Origin of the sequence: Sphingomonas trueperi (assembly GCF_040545965.1) — a bacterium.
Lineage (GTDB): Bacteria > Pseudomonadota > Alphaproteobacteria > Sphingomonadales > Sphingomonadaceae > Sphingomonas > Sphingomonas trueperi_C.
The window spans coordinates 289,126-304,597 of the sequence record NZ_JBEPMV010000006.1; the positions used below are offsets into that span (position 1 = coordinate 289,126).

Here is a 15,472-nt window from a genome sequence, read left to right on the forward strand (position 1 = left end):
CGGCAAAACAAGCTTTTGTTGACCATGAGGCAGGTTCGGTCGCCTATAAGAACCGGATGGAAGACCTGCGCCGCCACCATGCCCAGATGCTCGCCGCCCTCGACGAACTCGAGCAACTTACGCAATCGCCCAGCTGTGACGACAAGGTGGTGACGGCGGTCCGCTACCGGCTCACCCGCGCCAGCAGCGCACGGCGGCGTGAAGTGGTGGCCCTGTGCGAGCGGCTGATCGCAGCGGGGGTGAACGATCCGGCGCTGCAGGCGCTGCGTGACGCAACCAACATTTCGCGCGGCACTTCGAGCAGCCATATCGGCACCTGGACGCTCCGCCGGATCCTGGCCGACTGGCCCGGCTATGTGCGTGCGTCGAACGCAATGCGGGCCACGCTGCGGCGCGAAGTCGCGCGCGAGGTTGCGGTGCTGACGCCGCATTTTGCCGAAGCGATGTGAACGTTCACATTTCTGTCATCTTCGCTTGCCATGCGCTGCGGATGAAGCTTGCATCTCCCCGCTGAGGCGGTGGCCAGGTGCCTGCCGCACCGCGCGAGGGAGACGAAGATGCACACTACACGACGCGAGCTGTTGCTGGGCGCCGCCGGATCGCTGCTGGTGCTGGGCGCGCCAGGCATCGTCCGCGCGCAGCAGGCCTTCCGCGCCTATCCCTTCACCCTAGGGATCGCGGCCGGCGACGCCGCGGCCGACGGCTTCGTGCTGTGGACCCGACTCGCCCCCGAACCGCTCGAGCCGCATGGCGGCATGCCGATGGTGCCAATCGCGGTGCAATGGGAGGTCGCCGCCGACCCGGCCTTCAAGACGATCGCCGCCAAGGGCGAGGCGCTAGCCCGGCCCGAGCTCGGCCATTCGGTGCATGTCGAGGTCGCCGGGCTGCAGCCCGACCGGCCCTATTGGTACCGCTTCACCTGCGGCCGCGAGCGCTCGATGCGCGGGCGGGTCAAGACGCTGCCCGCCGCGGGCGCCTCGGTCGCGAAGGCACGCTTCCTCGTCGCGGGCTGCCAGCAGTATGAGCAGGGGCTCTACACCGCCTATGCCCATGCCGCGCGGGAGGAGGCCGACTTCCTCTTCCATTATGGCGACTATATCTATGAGGGGCGCGGCAACCCGGTGGCGTTCGACTATGGCGGTAACCCCAAGAAGTTCATCCGCGCGCATGTCGGCGAGGAGCCGTTCAGCCTCGACGACTATCGTCGCCGCTATGCCCAGTACAAGACCGACACCGATCTCCAGGCCGCGCATGCCGCGACCGGCTGGTACGCGACCTTCGACGACCATGAGATCCAGAACAACTGGGTGAGCGACCGCGACCAGAACGGCACCCCGCCCGAGGCCTTCCTGCTCCGCCGCGCCGCCGCCTTCCAGGCCTGGTACGAGCATATGCCGGTGCGCAGCAGCTCGATCCCGCATGGCGACAGCATCCAGGCCTATCGCCGCGCCCGCGTCGGCGACCTGCTCGACCTGCACCTGCTCGACACCCGCCAGTTCCGCACCGACCAGCCCTGCGACGACGGCTTCAAGGCGAAATGCGCTGGCTGGGATGCCGCCGATGCGCAGGTGCTCGGCACCACCCAGGAGGCTTGGCTCGCCCGCAACCTTGCCGAGGGCAAGGCGCGGTGGAATGCCATCGCCCAGCAGGTGATGATGATGCCGCTCGATCGCCGCATGGGCGACGAGCCCGCGCCGATCAACAACATGGACAGCTGGGGCGGCTATGACCTTCCCCGCGAGCGGCTGTTCTCCAAGTTCGCCGGGCACGGCAATGTCGTGGTGCTGACCGGCGACGAGCACCAGAATTATGCCGGCGAGCTGCGTACCCGCGCCGGCCAGGGCGAGGCGGTGGCGGTGGAGTTCGTCTCCACCTCGATCAGCTCGGGCGGCGACGGGGCGGATGTCCGCGCCGGCAGCGACAAGATCCTCGGCCGCAATCCCTATCTCAAATATATGAACGACCGGCGCGGCTATCTGCTGTGCGACGTCACCCGCGACCAGTGGCAGGCGCAGTTCCGCACTGTCGACACGGTCAGCGAGCCCGGCGCGCCGGTGAAGACCGCGCGCACCGCGATCGTGTCCCATGGCCGGGCCCAGCTCGATTTCGCCTGACGGGGACAGCGATTGCACGAAAACGAGGGGGGCTGCCTGCCCGATGCAGGCCGGCGCACGGTGATCCGTCGCGCCGGGGATGTCGGGCTGGTGGCGATGGTAGCGGCGGCAGGGGCGCCGTTACCGGTACAGGCGGGGGAAGCGATGACCGCGGAGACGACGCCCGATTTCGGGCCCAACGTGCTGGTGGTCGATCCGTCGATGCCCGGCGGGGAGATCCAGGCGCGGATCGATGCGATCTTCGCGCAGCAGGAAGCGGCGCATTTCACCGCTCGCCGCTTCGCCATCCTGTTCAAGCCCGGCCGCTACACCACCGACGTGCGGGTGGGCTTCTTCACCCAGGTGCTGGGGCTCGGCACGATGCCTGGCGCGGTGACGATCGACGGCCATGTCCGCGTCAATGCCGACTGGCTGAAGGGCGACGCGCTCGCCAATTTCTGGCGCGGTGCCGAGAACCTCACCGTGCGTCCGCCCGAGGGCTGGGACCGCTGGGCGGTGTCGCAGGCGGCCCCCTATCGACGCATCCACATGCTCGGCGATCTGGTGCTCGACGATGGCGGCTCTTCGAGCGGCGGCTTTCTCGCCGATTGCCGGATCGAAGGCACGATCCGCGCCGGCAGCCAGCAGCAATGGTATAGCCGCAGCAGCCGGATCGGCCGCTGGCAGGGCGTCAACTGGAACATGATGTTCCAGGGCGTGCAGGGCGCGCCGGCAACCAGCTTTCCCGATCCTGCGGTGACGACGCTGCTGCGCGTGCCGCTGCTCCGCGAAAAGCCGTTCCTCCAGGTCGACGAGGCCGGCGGCTGGTCCGTCTTCGTGCCCGCCTTGCGGCGGGACGCGGAGGGGACGAGCTGGTCCGACGGGCCGACGCCGGGCAGCGCCTTGCCCCTCGCGCATTTCTTCCTCGCGCGGCCGGGGATGGACGCCGCCACGCTCAACGCCGCGCTCGCCCGCGGCCAGCATCTGCTGTTCACCCCCGGCGTCTACCGGCTCGATGCGCCGCTGCGGGTGACGGCGGCCAACCGCGTGCTGCTCGGCATCGGGCTGGCGACGCTGCAGGCGGTGCAGGGCAATGCCGTGCTCGAGATCGATGACGTGCCCGGCGTCACCATCGCCGGGCTGATGATCGATGCGGGCGCCCGGCGCTCGCCGGTGCTGGTGCAGGTGGGGAAGCGCGGCTGCACCGGCGACCATCGCCACAACCCGGTGCTGCTCGCCGATCTGTTCTTCCGTGTCGGCGGGGTCGAGGTCGGCAAGGTCGAGACCTGCCTCGAGATCAACAGCCACCACGTCCTTGCCGACCATCTGTGGATCTGGCGGGCTGATCACGGCGATGTCGACGGTACCCGCGTCCATGTCGGCTGGGACGAGAGCACCGGCGATCAGGGACTGGTGGTCAACGGCGACGATGTGACCGTGCATGCGCTGTTCGTCGAACATTTCCAGCGCTACCAGACCTGGTGGCGGGGCGAGCGCGGGCGGACCTTTTTCTACCAGAACGAGCTGCCCTATGATCCGCCGACCCAGGCGGCGTGGATGGCGGGAGCGACGCGCGGCTGGGCGGCCTACAAGGTCGACGACCGGGTGCGCGCGCATGAGGCGGTGGCGCTGGGCGTCTATGTCTATTTCCGCAGCAACCCGCAGGTCGTGCTGGAAAGCGCGATCGAGGCGCCGGGGCGGCCGGGGGTGCGCTTCCGCCATGTGACGACGATGTCGCTCGGCGGCGGGGTGGGGACGATCGCGCATCTGGTGAACGATACCGGCGCGGCGGCGCGTCCCGGTGCGGTGCTGCAGCGGCTGCTCGCCTATCCTTGAGCGGGCTCGCGCACCGCGAGCATCACCAGCCCGCCCGCCAAAGTGAGGCCGGAGAGCAGGAACAGCAACGGCGCGAAGCTGCCCGGCGTCGCCGCCACCCAGGCGATCGCGGTCCCGACCAGCGCGGGCAGCGTGTTGGTGAGGTTGAGGATGCCCAGATCGCGGCCGCGATGGCGCTCGCTCGGCAGCTCCTGCATCCAGAAGGCGCCGTGGAGCGCCATGAACAGTTGCGCACCGACGCCGTAGATCAGGAACCCCGCCACTGCGACCGTACGCGCATCGGCCAGGCCCATCACCAGCAGCCCGCCCGCCGTCACCGCAGCGGACGCGAGCAGGAAGGGCTTGCGGCGCCCGATCCGGTCAGAGAGGCGACCGAGCAACAGCGTGCAGGGCAGGGGGAGGAGCGTGGCCAGCACCAGCGTCCGCCCGACGAAATCGGCAGCCGCGGCCGCGGTCTGGCGGGGGGGCAGGTCGGCGAAATAGTAATAAAGGTAGAGCGTCAGCCCGTTGCCTGCCGATTGGAGAAGTAGCCGCGCGACCCACGCCGCGGCGAGGTTGCGGCGGGCTTGGACCCGCGGCAGCGGCGCAGGCTGTGGCGGCAGGCGACGTGCGGCGGAGAAGGCGAGCGGTGCCACCAGCAGTGCGATGCCGAGCGAGAGCAGGCCGAGGCGAAGCGTCTCCGTGGCGCCGGGCAGTTGCACCAGTCCCCAGGCCGTCGCCGCGCCGATCGGGTTGGCGAGCGCAAGCAGGCCGCCGGTAAAGCCCTTCTGCGCATCGGGGATCTCGTCGGCCATCAGCGCGAGCAGCGGCGCCAGCACCGCATTGGCGGCGCATTGCACCGCGACCACCGCGAGTATTACGCCGAGGGGCGACTCGGCGCGGGCGAACAGCGCGTAGGCCAGCGCCAGGCCTAGCGTGCCGAGCAGCAGCCAGCCGCGACGCCCACGCCCCCGCGCCAGCGACCGGTCGCTCAGCCAGCCGAAGCCGATATTGGCCGCGATCGCCGCGACCGTGCCGATCGCGGCAACCAGCGTGAACAGGTTGAGCCGGTCGGGGCCGGCGATCGCTTCCACCTTGATCGGCAGGAACACCGTAAACAGCGGCAGATAGCCGATCGTCCCGCCCGCATTGGCCAGCGCGAACAGCAGCAGGAAGCGCCAGTGCCGCGCGGTGCCTTGGGCGGATAGGGAGGGCGTCGGCGCGTGCATGCGGCGGCTGGAATAGAGGCTGGCGCGGTACGTGCCAACGTTGTTCCTGCCGCTTTTGGCGCGGCGGTCAGCGAATACCAATGCTGCAACTTGGCCGCGCCGAGATGACAGTTTTGAGAACGATCCTCCCACTAAAAACTACAGAAATGTGACTTGTTGACCCGGTAAAGGATCTTTGTATGTGAACGTTCACATCATGGCGGACCATGATTCATCCAATATGCGGGGAGCCAATATGACAGGGGTACATGCAGGCAGGTCGATGCTGTGGCGCGCGGGGGTATCCGCGCTGGCGCTGCTCGCGATGCCAGGGATCGCAGCGGCGCAGGACACGAACGGCACGACCGACACCGAAGCCAATGGCGACATCGTCGTCACCGGCATCCGCGCCAGTTTGCGCGAATCGCTGGCGCTGAAGCGCGACGCACAGGGCGTGGTCGACGGCATCACCGCCGAGGACATGGGCAAGTTCCCGGACACCAACCTCGCCGAATCGCTCCAGCGCATCACCGGCGTTTCGATCGACCGCTCGATCGGCGAGGGCTCGACCGTCACCGTCCGCGGCTTCGGCCCCAACTACAATCTGGTAACGCTCAACGGCCGCCAGATGCCGACCTCGACGCTCGACGGGGGCGCCACCGCGCCGACCTCGCGCCTGTTCGACTTCGCCAACCTCTCGTCCGACGGCATCGCCGCGGTCGAGGTCTACAAGACCGGCCGCGCCGACATCGAATCGGGCGGCATCGGCTCGACGATCAACATCCGCACGCCGCGCCCGCTCGACAAGCCGGGCCTGCACGGCAGCGTCGCCGTCTCGGGCATGTACGATAGCTCGAGCAACGCCAAGAACACGCCGATCACGCCGGAAGTCTCGGGCATCGTCAGCGACAGCTTCCTCGACGATCGCATCGGTATCCTGATCGCCGGCACCTACCAGAAGCGCAAGGCGGGCAACAACGAAGCCTATGTCGGCTGGAAGAACGGCCGCACCGGGTCCGACAAGGCCGGCGAGCTCGCCCAGCCGGGCGATCCGCGCTACGCCAACATCACCAACCGCCCGACCGGCGACCAGATCTACACCGTGCCGCAGAACGCCGGCATCGGCATCAACGACATCGAGCGCGAGCGGATCAACGGCCAGGCGGTGCTGCAGTTCAAGCCGTCCGACACGCTGACCGGCACGATCGACTATACCTATTCGCGCAACCGGGTGACCGTGCGCAGCAACAGCATCGGCGTCTATTTCAACAACAACGACACCGTCAGCAGCTGGACCGGCGGCGCAGTGGCGAGCCCGATCTTCTACACCGAGCGGTTCAAGGCGAGCGAGGGCAAGGACGTTTCCTATGTCAGCAACCTCAGCGCCAACCAGAGCGAGAACAACTCGATCGGCGGCAACCTGCAGTGGAAGCCCGAGGGCGCCTTCTCGTTCGAGCTCGACGGCCATCACTCGACCGCCAAGTCGGGCCCGACCAACAAATACGGCACCAGCACCTCGGTGAGCACCGCGATCTTCGGCGCAGCCAGCCAGACGATCGACTTCACCCATTACATGCCGGTGCTCTCGATCAAGATGCAGCCGGGTATCGACCTGACCGACGCCTCGCGCATCCAGGCAACCGGCAATTCCTTCCGCAACGGCATGTTCCGCGACGAGATCAACCAGGTCCAGTTCAAGGGTCGCTACGATCATGGCGGGTTGCTCGACAGCGTCGACTTCGGCATCTCCTATGTCGATAACAAGGTCCGCTCGGCCTATGGCTATCTCCAGAACAACACCTGGGGGGGCGCCGGCCCGGCCTCGGACCTGCCCGACAGCTTGTTCACCCTGGCGACCATTCCGGATAAATATCCGGGCCTGAAGACCGATGGCAGCCTGCTGATCCCGCAGATCTTCACCAAGAATTTCGAGACGCTCGTCGGCAATCTCGAAAGTCTCTATAAGATGTGCTCGAAGCCGCAGAGCGGCACCCCGCTGGGGCCGGATACCTGCCTGGCGCAGTATACGGTCGACCGACACATCTCGGAAAAGACCCTCGCGCCCTTCCTCCAGGCAAACGTGAAGTTCGACGCCTTCGGCCGCCCGGCGCATCTCTATGCCGGCGTCCGCTACGAGAAGACCTGGATCGACAGCGCCGCGCTGGTGCCCGTCGCCACCGGGACCAAGTGGGTCGCCGCGAACGAGCTCAACGTCGTCTATTCGGGCAAGAGCGACTTTACGACGCTCAGCGGCTCCTACCAGAACTGGCTGCCCTCGTTCGACTTCGACATCTCGCCGCTCAACAACGTCAAGCTGCGCGCCTCCTACGGCCACACCATCGCGCGGGCGGACTATGGCAGCCTACAGGGCGGCCAGACGATCGACTCGCTGTTCCGCGTCGATGGCGGCACGGGCAGCCAGGGCAATCCGGGGCTGCTGCCGTACAAGTCGAAGAACCTCGATTTCTCGGCCGAGTGGTATTACCGGCCGGACAGCTACATCTCGGTCGGCTATTTCCACAAGTCGGTGGTGAACTTCATCGGCACCGGCCAGGTGAAGAAGCCGGTGTTCGGGCTGACCAACCCGGCGGACGGCCCCCGCTACAAGGCGGCGCTGGCGGCGCTCGGTGCCGGCGCGACCTCCAACGACATCCGCCAGTATATCTTCGCCAACTATCCGGGTTCGGTGAAGATCACCGGCGGTACGCCCGGCAACTACACCGGCGACATTCTCGGCCTGCCCGAGGACGCCCCGGTGCTGTTCACCGTCAACACGCCGGTCAACAACAGCCAGACTTCCAACGTCCATGGCTGGGAATTCGCCGTCCAGCACAGCTTCTGGGATACCGGGCTGGGGATGATCCTCAACTACACGATCGTTGACGGCGACGTGCATTACCGCAACGACCAGCCCGCCACGGTCAACCAGTTCGCGCTGGTCGGCCTTAGCGATACGGCCAACGTGATCGGCTATTACGACAAGAACGGCATCCAGGCGCGCGTTGCCTATAACTGGCGTGCCGAGTTCCTGTCGGGCGCGGGGTCGAACCCGAGCTATACCGAACCCTATGGCCAGATCGATGCCAGCGCGAGCTGGGAGGCGCTGCCGCGCACGACCCTGTTCTTCGAAGGCATCAACCTGACCGGCGAGGGCCGCCGGGCGCACCAGCGCACCGATCGGTACGTGACCGTCACCGCGCCAGGCTATGCCCGCTACACGGTGGGCATCCGCTACCGCTTCTGACGATGGGGGCCTCGGGGGAGCCTATACCCCAAGGCCCTTCCGCCCCGCCGCGCGACGTGCCAACGCCGCCGGCGGGGAACCGGGGGTATCACGCATGAACGACCAACAGCTCGTGACCATCGACGATCACCACGCGGTTCGCATCGACCGGCGGCGTGGGGCGGCGCTGGGCGACGCCGTCCAGCTCTGCTTGGTGGTCCCCAGCGAGTTCCGCCAGGTGCAGAATGCCTATCCGATCCTTTTCCAGCGCACTGCGGCACGGGACGGGTTCCAGGCGGTCGCGCTGTTCGGCTTTGCGCCCGAGGAAAACCTCTATCTGGAGGGCGATCGCTGGGATGCGCCCTATCTGCCGCTGGCGATGGCGACCCGGCCTTTTCTGATCGGTCCCCCGCCGGCCGGTGGCGACGTGCCGCAGCTCCATCTTTCCGCGGCGAGCCCGCGCGTGCTGGCACCGGGCGATGCCGGCTATGCCGAAGCGTCGCCGCTGTTCGAGGCGGACGGCACGCCCAGCACCTATCTCGCCGCGGTGCTCGACGGGCTCGCGCAGCTCGATCGCGGCTACCGCGCCGCCCCCGATTTCTTCGACGCGCTGGAGCGGCATGATCTGCTCGAGCCCGTCTCGATCCGCTTCGACGATGCCGAGGGCAATGCCCGGCACATCGTCGACTTCCACGGCATCCATGAGGAGCGCTTCGCCGCGCTCGATGGCGACGCGCTGGGCGAGCTGCACCGGGACGGACATCTGCTGCCGATCACCATGGCGCTGGCGTCGCTCGCCAATCTGCCGCTGCTGATCGCACGGCTCCAGCGCCGGGGCGCCGATGCCTGATCCGGCCGATCTGTTCGACGGGCTGCGGCCGGTGCCCGAGATCACGGTCGCGGATTGCTGGGCGCTCGACCACGCACTGGCGGCCTCGGCCGAGCCTTTCGTCGTGCGCGGGCTGGTCGCCGACTGGCCGCTGGTCGCCGAGGGCGGGAAGGGGCCTGCGAACACCCGCGCCTATCTCGCCGGCTTCGCGCGCGACACCGACTTCACCTATGCAGAGGGCGCCCCCGGCGCCGGCGCGCGGATCTTCTACGACGACGCGATGGCGATGAACCATCGCACTCGTCGCGCGCGGATTGGCGCGATCTTCGCCGCCATGGCTGCGGACGAGGGGCAGGCGGATGCGCCGCTTCGCTACATCGCCTCCACCGACGTGCCGCGCTTCTTCCCCGGCCTGGCTGAGGCCAATCCGATGCCGCTGGGCCCGCGCGAGGGGCTCGCCGCGACGATCTGGATCGGCACCGCGACCCGCGTCGCCGCGCATTGCGACGAGCCCGACAATCTGGTCTGCACCGCGGTCGGCCATCGCCGCTTCACCCTGTTCCCGCCGGACCAGTTCGCCAACCTCTATCCCGGCCCGCTCGACAATACGCCGGGCGGCCGTGCGATCAGCATGGTCGATTTCCACGCACCCGATTTCGTGCGCTTTCCGAAGTTCCGCGAAGCGCTGCGCCATGCCCGCACCGTGGTGCTGGCGCCCGGCGACGCGCTGCGCATTCCGAGCCTGTGGTGGCACCATGTCGAGGCGCTCGACGGCTTCAACGTGATGATCAACTATTGGTGGCGGACGCGGCCGGCGTGGCTCGCCGAGCCGAACGACGCGCTGCTGGCGGCCCTGCTCGCGATCCGCGACCTGCCGGCAGCCGACCGGGCGCATTGGCGGCAGGTGTTTGATCATTATGTCTTCGCCCCCGGCGACGGGGTGACCGCGCACATCCCAGAGGGCGGCCGCGGCATCCTCGATCAGCTGACCCCCGAAACGGCGGGGCAGCTGCGCGCGTATCTGTTGCGCCAGCTCAGCCGCTAGGCAAAAACGATGCAGGAGAGGAAGTTGCATGTCTCGTAGGCGCCAGTCCGTGACGATCCGCCATGTCGCGGCCGATGCCGGCGTCTCGCTGCAGACGGTGAGCCGCGTCATCAACAAGGAGCCCGGCGTGCGCCCGGAGATGCTCCACCGCGTCCAAGCGTCGATCGCCAAGCTCGGCTACGTCCCCTCGCTGGCGGCCCAGCGGATGAGCGGATCGCGCTCCTACCTGATCCTCGCGCTCAACGATCGCGAGCGGACCATCGCCGACTGGCGCGCGCGCGAGGGGCGCGACTGGGTCGACCAGATGCTGCTCGGCGGCATGCTCGCCTGCGCGGCCCATGGCTACCGGATGATCGTCGAGCTGGTCGACACCCAGAGCGACCAGATCGAGCGCGAGATCTCCGCCGCGATCGCCGCACTCCAGCCCGACGGCGCGATCCTCACCCCGCCGCATTCGCAGAACCCGGTGATCCTCAAGCTGCTCGCCGAGAAGGGGATCGAGATCGCCCGGATCGGCTCGGTCGCCGAGGGCCCTGGACATATGCTGGTGCAGGACGACCGCGGCAGCGCGCGGCTGGCGACCGAGCATCTGCTCGCGCTCGGGCATCGGCGGATTGGCTTTATCGCGGGGCCGGCGGAATATGAGCTGAGCGCGTGGCGCGTCGAGGGCTGGCGGGCGGCCATGGCGGCGGCGGGCCTGTCCTCGGACGCGCTGCTCGAGACCGGCGACTTCTCCTATGACGCCGGGTTGATCGCGGCGCGCACACTGCTCGACCGCGCCGAGGTGACCGCGGTGATCGCCGCCAACGACCAGACCGCGCTCGCGACCATGGCGGCGGTGCGGGGGCGGGGGCTGAGCGTGCCCGAGGACGTGTCGCTGGTCAGCTTCGACGACACCCCGATCGTCCGCTTCGCCAGCCCGGCGCTGACCGCGGTGTCGCAGCCGATCGCCGACATCACCGCCAAGGCGGTCGAGCGGATCATCGATGCCTGTGCCGGCCGGGCACCGGCATCGGCGGAGCCGGTGGTGCTGCCCTCGACGCTGATTGTCCGCGACTCCACCCGTCGCCCGCGCGTCAATTAAGACCGCCCCTCAAGCCGTCATTCCGGCGAAAGCCGGAATCCATTGGGGCCTCCGGCGCGGCTCCTTCTGAAAGCGAGAGGCGTCTGAATCCCGGCTTTCGCCGGGATGACGGTTTGTGGGGGCAAAGCATCCCCCCAACCGTCAGTTGCGCAGCCGCTCGATCGCCTGGGCGAGCGCGACGTAGAGCTTGCCTGCGTCGGACGAGAGCAGCGTCACCGCCAGCGGATTGCCTTCGCGCAGGCTCAGCACCTGGCGGAGCATCGTCTCGAAATCATGGACATAGCGATGGACGTTCTCGCGGAACGTCTCGTCATGCTCGTAGAGCCGGTGAATCTCGCGCGCCTCGTGCGGCGCGAGCAGGCGCACCGCGCGGCGGGTGAACACGCCGCGGTCGCCCTTGAGATACGCGCCCCAGGCACCGTCTGTCACTTCGGTCGAGAAGGTCTTGGCGATGTCGATCGAGGTCGAGTGGAGCGCGTCGATCAGCAGCGCCATGCGGTGGGCGAAGCCGTCGCTGTCAGCGCGTTCCTGCGCGTCCTGCGCCTCGGCGATGCGGGTCTCGGCGAGCTGGTTGGCTTCCTCCAGCACGGTCATCTGTGCGCGGAGATGTTCGGCGGCGCGGGCGGCGGCGCCGATCGCGGCGTCGGCGGCTTTGGTCAGCGTGTCGACCTGGCGGCGAACCGAAAGCTCGACGGCATGCTCGATCACGTGATCGGTGGCATCCTGCAGCACGCGGTTGACCGCCGGCACGATGCCGTCGATCGCCTCGCGGGCATGGTCAGCGGCCTTGTTGGCGCTGTCGCGGACGCGGAGCAGCGTCTCGATCAGTTCGGGCGCGGCGTCGCTCGTGAAGCTCTTCGCATGGAGGATCGCGCCGTCGACTGCGCGGCTGAGAGTCTCGGCCTGCTCGGCGGCGGTCGCCAGCGTCTCGGCGAGCGCAGCGCGGCCGCGTTCGAGCGCGGTCTGCTGGTGGGTGACAGAAGCGGCGATGCCCGCCACCGCGTCATGCGTGGTCTCGGCGGCGGTGACGAGGCCGAGCAGCTCGGGCTTGGAGGCGGCGATGCGCTTGCGGGTGGCGTCGATCCGGTCGTCGAGCCGTTCGAGCGCGGCGGGCATGGTCTCGTCGAGTTCGCGGGCGGCGGCGTCGAGCGCGGTCAGCAGGTTCTCGGCGGTGGCGATCACTTCGCGCGCGGTGCCTTCGCCGGTGCGCATCGACTGGGTCATGCCGTCCATCGACTGGTGGAGGCCGTGGATCGCGGCGGCCAGCGCCTCGGTGCGGCGGGTGCCGGCGGCGTGGAGGACTTCCAGCTCCGAATCGAAAGTCGACGCGCCTTCGGAGAGGCGGGCGAACAGCGCGTCGCCGCGGCGCTGCTCCTCGCTGAGCCGCGACGAGATGCGGATGATCGCATCCTCGATCAGCGCCATGCGCTGCGCCATCGCGGTGCTGCTGTCCTCGGTCGCGCGTTCGAGCGCGGCCTGGTTGGCGCCGAGCATCGCCAGCATGGCGTCGCCCTGCGCGGCGATGCCCTGGCGCGACTGGTCCACCGCGGCGGCGGCGCGATCGAGCACCGCGTCGACCTGCGCGGACATCTGATCGGTCACCTGTTCGAGCCGGCTGCTCGCCGCCTCGCTGGTCGCTTCCATGCGGGAGATATGCGCAGCGAGACGCTCGGCGGCGCCGCTGGCGATGCGATCGGCCTCGCGACCACGCTCGGCGAGCACGGTCAGCTGGATGTCGAGCGCGGCGGCGGTCTGCCCGGCCTGGAGCCCGGCATGATCGACCCGGTCAGCGAGCCCGCGCATTTCCTCGTGCGCCTTGGGCAGCGAGGCGAGGATCACGGCGACGCTGTGCTCGGCCGCGCCGGTGGCGGCGCTCAGCTGCTGGGTGCTGGTGGCGACCGTTTCGGCCTGGCGCTGGGCGCTGGCTGCGGCATGGGCGAGGCGCTCGGCGGCGGCATCGCTCAGCACCGACAGGTTGGTTTCCTGCTCGGCGAGGGCGTTGCGCTGGGCGAGCAGGCGATCGGTGAGCACGGCGGTGCGCGCTTCGAGCGCCTCGGCCGCCTCCCGCATCGCCCGGGCGGTATGGGCATGGCGGCGCGCCTCAGCGGTGCTGGTCCGCACCGCGATCAGGTACAGCAGCGCGACCACGGCGGCGGGCACGCAGAGCGACGCGAGCAGTTGGACGCGCTGGAAATTGCTCAGCGGCTCGTCCCAGGCGGGCAGCGCAAGCGCCGCCATGCCATAGGTCGCGCCGACCCCGGCCGCGACCGCGAGCAGGGTGAGGATCCAGCCAAGGCGCGGCGCTTCGAGCGGCTCGGCGGGCGCAACGGGTGCGGGGTCGTCGATCACCAGGCTTTCCGCGAGCACGGGCGGCTCGGCGGCGTGGGTGTCGAACGATACGGCGGATTCAGCGGTGGAGCCCCCAGTCATCAGGCCACCTTACCAGCTTTGCCGCGCGGACCAAGACCGGGTTGGCAACCAACGATTAACGAAGGTGGAGATAGGATTAGCCATGGCTTATGATCCCGGTGCAATCGATACGAGTCTGGCGGCCTCAGTCGGCGACGATCCGGCGTTGATCGCCGAGCTTCGCGACGCGTTCCTCGAGAGCGTCAATCGTTCGGTCGACATGATGAAGACCTCCAAGGGCGCCGAGCAATGGGCCGGCGCAGCACTTCGGCTGCAAAGCTTGGCGGGCAGCTTCGGCGCGATCAGCCTGATGGGCTTGGCCGAGGAAGCTGTGCGGCGCAGCGCCCAGGACGGCGCGCTGCTGCGGCGGATCGACAAGGCGGTGGAGAAGCTTTGAGCCGTTGAAGGGCTCAGACTATTTGTTCCGGCGGATCGTCGAACGGCCGAAACTGGGTGGTTTCCTGCCTGTCCATTTTGTTGTGGGCAGGCGCGAAAGCTGCCCTCTTGCGAAGGCCGCGGGCGAGGCAACTGACGACCACAATGTGCCGCTAGCAGGTCGGGCGTTCTCCGGCCGCTCACGCCGCAATCTGCTGTTAGGTCGGCAGTATTCGCCTGGCAGCAATGCGCCTTAAGTGCGGGCCACTCGGCAGCATCTGAAATCGCTCGATGAACTGGGTTCGAGATGCCCGCAAAACACGATCAAGACCACCGGTGGCGCGCCCTCCGACGCTAGCCGCGAATCCAACTGCCGTCAGTGCGATAGTGAAGTGCGCACTTGACAGTTGGGATGTAGAGCTTAGTGAAGTCAGGACTTCACCGAGGAGCAGTTTATGCCCGTCACTCACGATACGTTCCAAATCCGCAAAATCTGCGATGCCACTCCGCCCGCAGTATTCAGCGCCTTCGCTTTTCAAGACCGCAAGAGCAGGTGGTACGCCGCCAGTACCGCACACGAGCCGCTGTCCTACAGCTTCGACTTCCGCCCCGGCGGTGAGGAGAAGCTCACCGCCCGGATGCGGCCAGGGACTCCCATCGCAGGAAAGGAACTTTGTTGGACCTCAACCTACGCTGAGATCGCCGATAATGCTCGGATCGTGTTCTTCCAAACCCTCGACGTCGATCAGGCCCGCGTATCGGCCGCCGTGGTCACCGTCGAAATCGCGGCGCTCGGCGACCAGACTGAGGTGTTGCTCACGCACCAGGCGGTCTATTTCGAAGGCGCCGACGGCCCGGCAATGCGCCGGATGGGGTGGGACTTCTTGATCGACACGATGGCTTCAGAACTGCAGCCCGCATGATGCACCCTGCCGTAGAGTCTGTCCGCCTCTCAAGTGTCGACCTTCTGTTTCACGCGCTAGGTGATGCCACTCGCCGTCGAATGGTGAGTCATCTTGCGGAACGGCCCGCGAGCGTTTCGGAACTCGCTTCGGTGCTGGCCATCAGCAAGACGGCAATAGGGCAGCACCTCGGCGTGCTTGAGGAAGCCAAGCTTGCCCGCTCGACCAAGGTGGGACGGGTGCGCACCTGTCAATTCGATCCTGCCGGGCTCGCGCCGTTGCAGGACTGGATCGACTATCATCGTCAGGAATGGATCGAACGGCTGAACCGCCTCGATGATTTGGTCAGCGGCATTGTTTCCGAGGAAGACTGCGCCTGAACGTCGGCTTCTGCCTAGAGCAATTTCACATTGACCGTTGATATCCAGCGGCCTGGAAGAAGTTGGCACATTGGCAGGGCGGGAAGCGATCAAGCAGTTCGCCGATGCG

At 67.8% G+C, this 15,472-nt stretch carries 12 protein-coding genes; 10 read left to right on the forward strand and 2 right to left on the reverse strand.

Annotation, left to right across the window (positions count from 1 at the left end; translation table 11 throughout):
• The first annotated feature begins 56 nt into the window (after positions 1-56).
• The 3 genes from ABIC35_RS17930 to ABIC35_RS17940 all read left to right on the forward strand — a co-directional run bounded on the left by ABIC35_RS17930 (position 57) and on the right by ABIC35_RS17940 (position 3,929).
• Positions 57-449 carry a hypothetical protein gene (locus ABIC35_RS17930; RefSeq protein WP_121076807.1) on the forward strand — a complete coding sequence of 131 codons (393 nt, stop codon included), beginning with the start codon at positions 57-59 and terminating at the stop codon, positions 447-449.
• Positions 450-557: 108 nt separating this feature from the next.
• Positions 558-2,114: an alkaline phosphatase D family protein gene (locus ABIC35_RS17935; protein WP_121076809.1), complete on the forward strand. Its 1,557-nt coding sequence runs from the start codon at positions 558-560 to the stop codon at positions 2,112-2,114.
• 12 nt (positions 2,115-2,126) lie between these two features.
• A complete protein-coding gene (locus ABIC35_RS17940; RefSeq protein ID WP_121076811.1) occupies positions 2,127-3,929 on the forward strand; it encodes an adenylyl cyclase in 1,803 nt (600 codons plus the stop codon).
• Here ABIC35_RS17940 and ABIC35_RS17945 read toward each other — a convergent pair.
• Complete coding sequence (locus ABIC35_RS17945) at positions 3,920-5,269, reverse strand: MFS transporter (protein ID WP_354278540.1); 1,350 nt, start codon at positions 5,267-5,269, stop codon at positions 3,920-3,922. The two genes, ABIC35_RS17940 and ABIC35_RS17945, sit on opposite strands and share 10 nt — an antisense overlap.
• Positions 5,270-5,399: 130 nt before the next feature.
• On the opposite strand from ABIC35_RS17945, the gene ABIC35_RS17950 reads away from it, so the two are divergent.
• From ABIC35_RS17950 to ABIC35_RS17965, 4 genes are all read left to right on the forward strand, one after another.
• The gene (locus ABIC35_RS17950; protein ID WP_354278541.1) at positions 5,400-8,360 is read left to right on the forward strand and encodes a TonB-dependent receptor; all 2,961 of its coding nucleotides are present in this window, start codon (positions 5,400-5,402) and stop codon (positions 8,358-8,360) included.
• Between the two features lie 94 nt (positions 8,361-8,454).
• Positions 8,455-9,189: a SapC family protein gene (locus tag ABIC35_RS17955; RefSeq protein ID WP_121076817.1), complete on the forward strand. Its 735-nt coding sequence runs from the start codon at positions 8,455-8,457 to the stop codon at positions 9,187-9,189.
• A complete protein-coding gene (locus ABIC35_RS17960; RefSeq protein WP_121076819.1) occupies positions 9,182-10,213 on the forward strand; it encodes a cupin-like domain-containing protein in 1,032 nt (343 codons plus the stop codon). The genes ABIC35_RS17955 and ABIC35_RS17960 overlap by 8 nt, the downstream gene beginning before the upstream one ends.
• Positions 10,214-10,241: 28 nt before the next feature.
• The gene (locus ABIC35_RS17965) at positions 10,242-11,297 is read left to right on the forward strand and encodes a LacI family DNA-binding transcriptional regulator (RefSeq protein ID WP_121076821.1); all 1,056 of its coding nucleotides are present in this window, start codon (positions 10,242-10,244) and stop codon (positions 11,295-11,297) included.
• Positions 11,298-11,438: 141 nt separating this feature from the next.
• Here the strand turns inward: ABIC35_RS17965 and ABIC35_RS17970 are convergent, their stop codons facing one another.
• On the reverse strand, positions 11,439-13,727 hold the full coding sequence (locus ABIC35_RS17970; RefSeq protein ID WP_121076823.1) for a hypothetical protein: 2,289 nt from the start codon (positions 13,725-13,727) through the stop codon (positions 11,439-11,441).
• Positions 13,728-13,809: 82 nt separating this feature from the next.
• Between ABIC35_RS17970 and ABIC35_RS17975 the strand changes: the two genes are divergently transcribed.
• The 3 genes from ABIC35_RS17975 to ABIC35_RS17985 all read left to right on the forward strand — a co-directional run bounded on the left by ABIC35_RS17975 (position 13,810) and on the right by ABIC35_RS17985 (position 15,363).
• A complete protein-coding gene (locus ABIC35_RS17975) occupies positions 13,810-14,103 on the forward strand; it encodes an Hpt domain-containing protein (protein WP_121076825.1) in 294 nt (97 codons plus the stop codon).
• Positions 14,104-14,536: 433 nt separating this feature from the next.
• Positions 14,537-15,004 (forward strand): SRPBCC domain-containing protein, encoded by a 468-nt coding sequence (locus ABIC35_RS17980; protein WP_121076827.1) that lies wholly within the window; start codon positions 14,537-14,539, stop codon positions 15,002-15,004.
• Complete coding sequence (locus ABIC35_RS17985; RefSeq protein WP_121079355.1) at positions 15,004-15,363, forward strand: ArsR/SmtB family transcription factor; 360 nt, start codon at positions 15,004-15,006, stop codon at positions 15,361-15,363. The genes ABIC35_RS17980 and ABIC35_RS17985 overlap by 1 nt, the downstream gene beginning before the upstream one ends.
• The last annotated feature ends 109 nt before the right edge of the window (positions 15,364-15,472 follow it).

What these genes read in the sequence shown, in the direction of transcription:
- ABIC35_RS17930 (WP_121076807.1), top strand. Translation starts at nt 57, where the DNA reads ATGGAAGACCTGCGCCGCCACCATGCCCAGATGCTCGCCGCCCTCGAC.
- ABIC35_RS17935 (WP_121076809.1), top strand. Translation starts at nt 558, where the DNA reads ATGCACACTACACGACGCGAGCTGTTGCTGGGCGCCGCCGGATCGCTG.
- ABIC35_RS17950 (WP_354278541.1), top strand. Translation starts at nt 5,400, where the DNA reads ATGCTGTGGCGCGCGGGGGTATCCGCGCTGGCGCTGCTCGCGATGCCA.
- ABIC35_RS17955 (WP_121076817.1), top strand. Translation starts at nt 8,455, where the DNA reads ATGAACGACCAACAGCTCGTGACCATCGACGATCACCACGCGGTTCGC.
- ABIC35_RS17960 (WP_121076819.1), top strand. Translation starts at nt 9,182, where the DNA reads ATGCCTGATCCGGCCGATCTGTTCGACGGGCTGCGGCCGGTGCCCGAG.
- ABIC35_RS17965 (WP_121076821.1), top strand. Translation starts at nt 10,242, where the DNA reads ATGTCTCGTAGGCGCCAGTCCGTGACGATCCGCCATGTCGCGGCCGAT.
- ABIC35_RS17970 (WP_121076823.1), bottom strand. Translation starts at nt 13,727, where the DNA reads ATGACTGGGGGCTCCACCGCTGAATCCGCCGTATCGTTCGACACCCAC.
- ABIC35_RS17975 (WP_121076825.1), top strand. Translation starts at nt 13,810, where the DNA reads ATGGCTTATGATCCCGGTGCAATCGATACGAGTCTGGCGGCCTCAGTC.
- ABIC35_RS17980 (WP_121076827.1), top strand. Translation starts at nt 14,537, where the DNA reads ATGCCCGTCACTCACGATACGTTCCAAATCCGCAAAATCTGCGATGCC.
- ABIC35_RS17985 (WP_121079355.1), top strand. Translation starts at nt 15,004, where the DNA reads ATGCACCCTGCCGTAGAGTCTGTCCGCCTCTCAAGTGTCGACCTTCTG.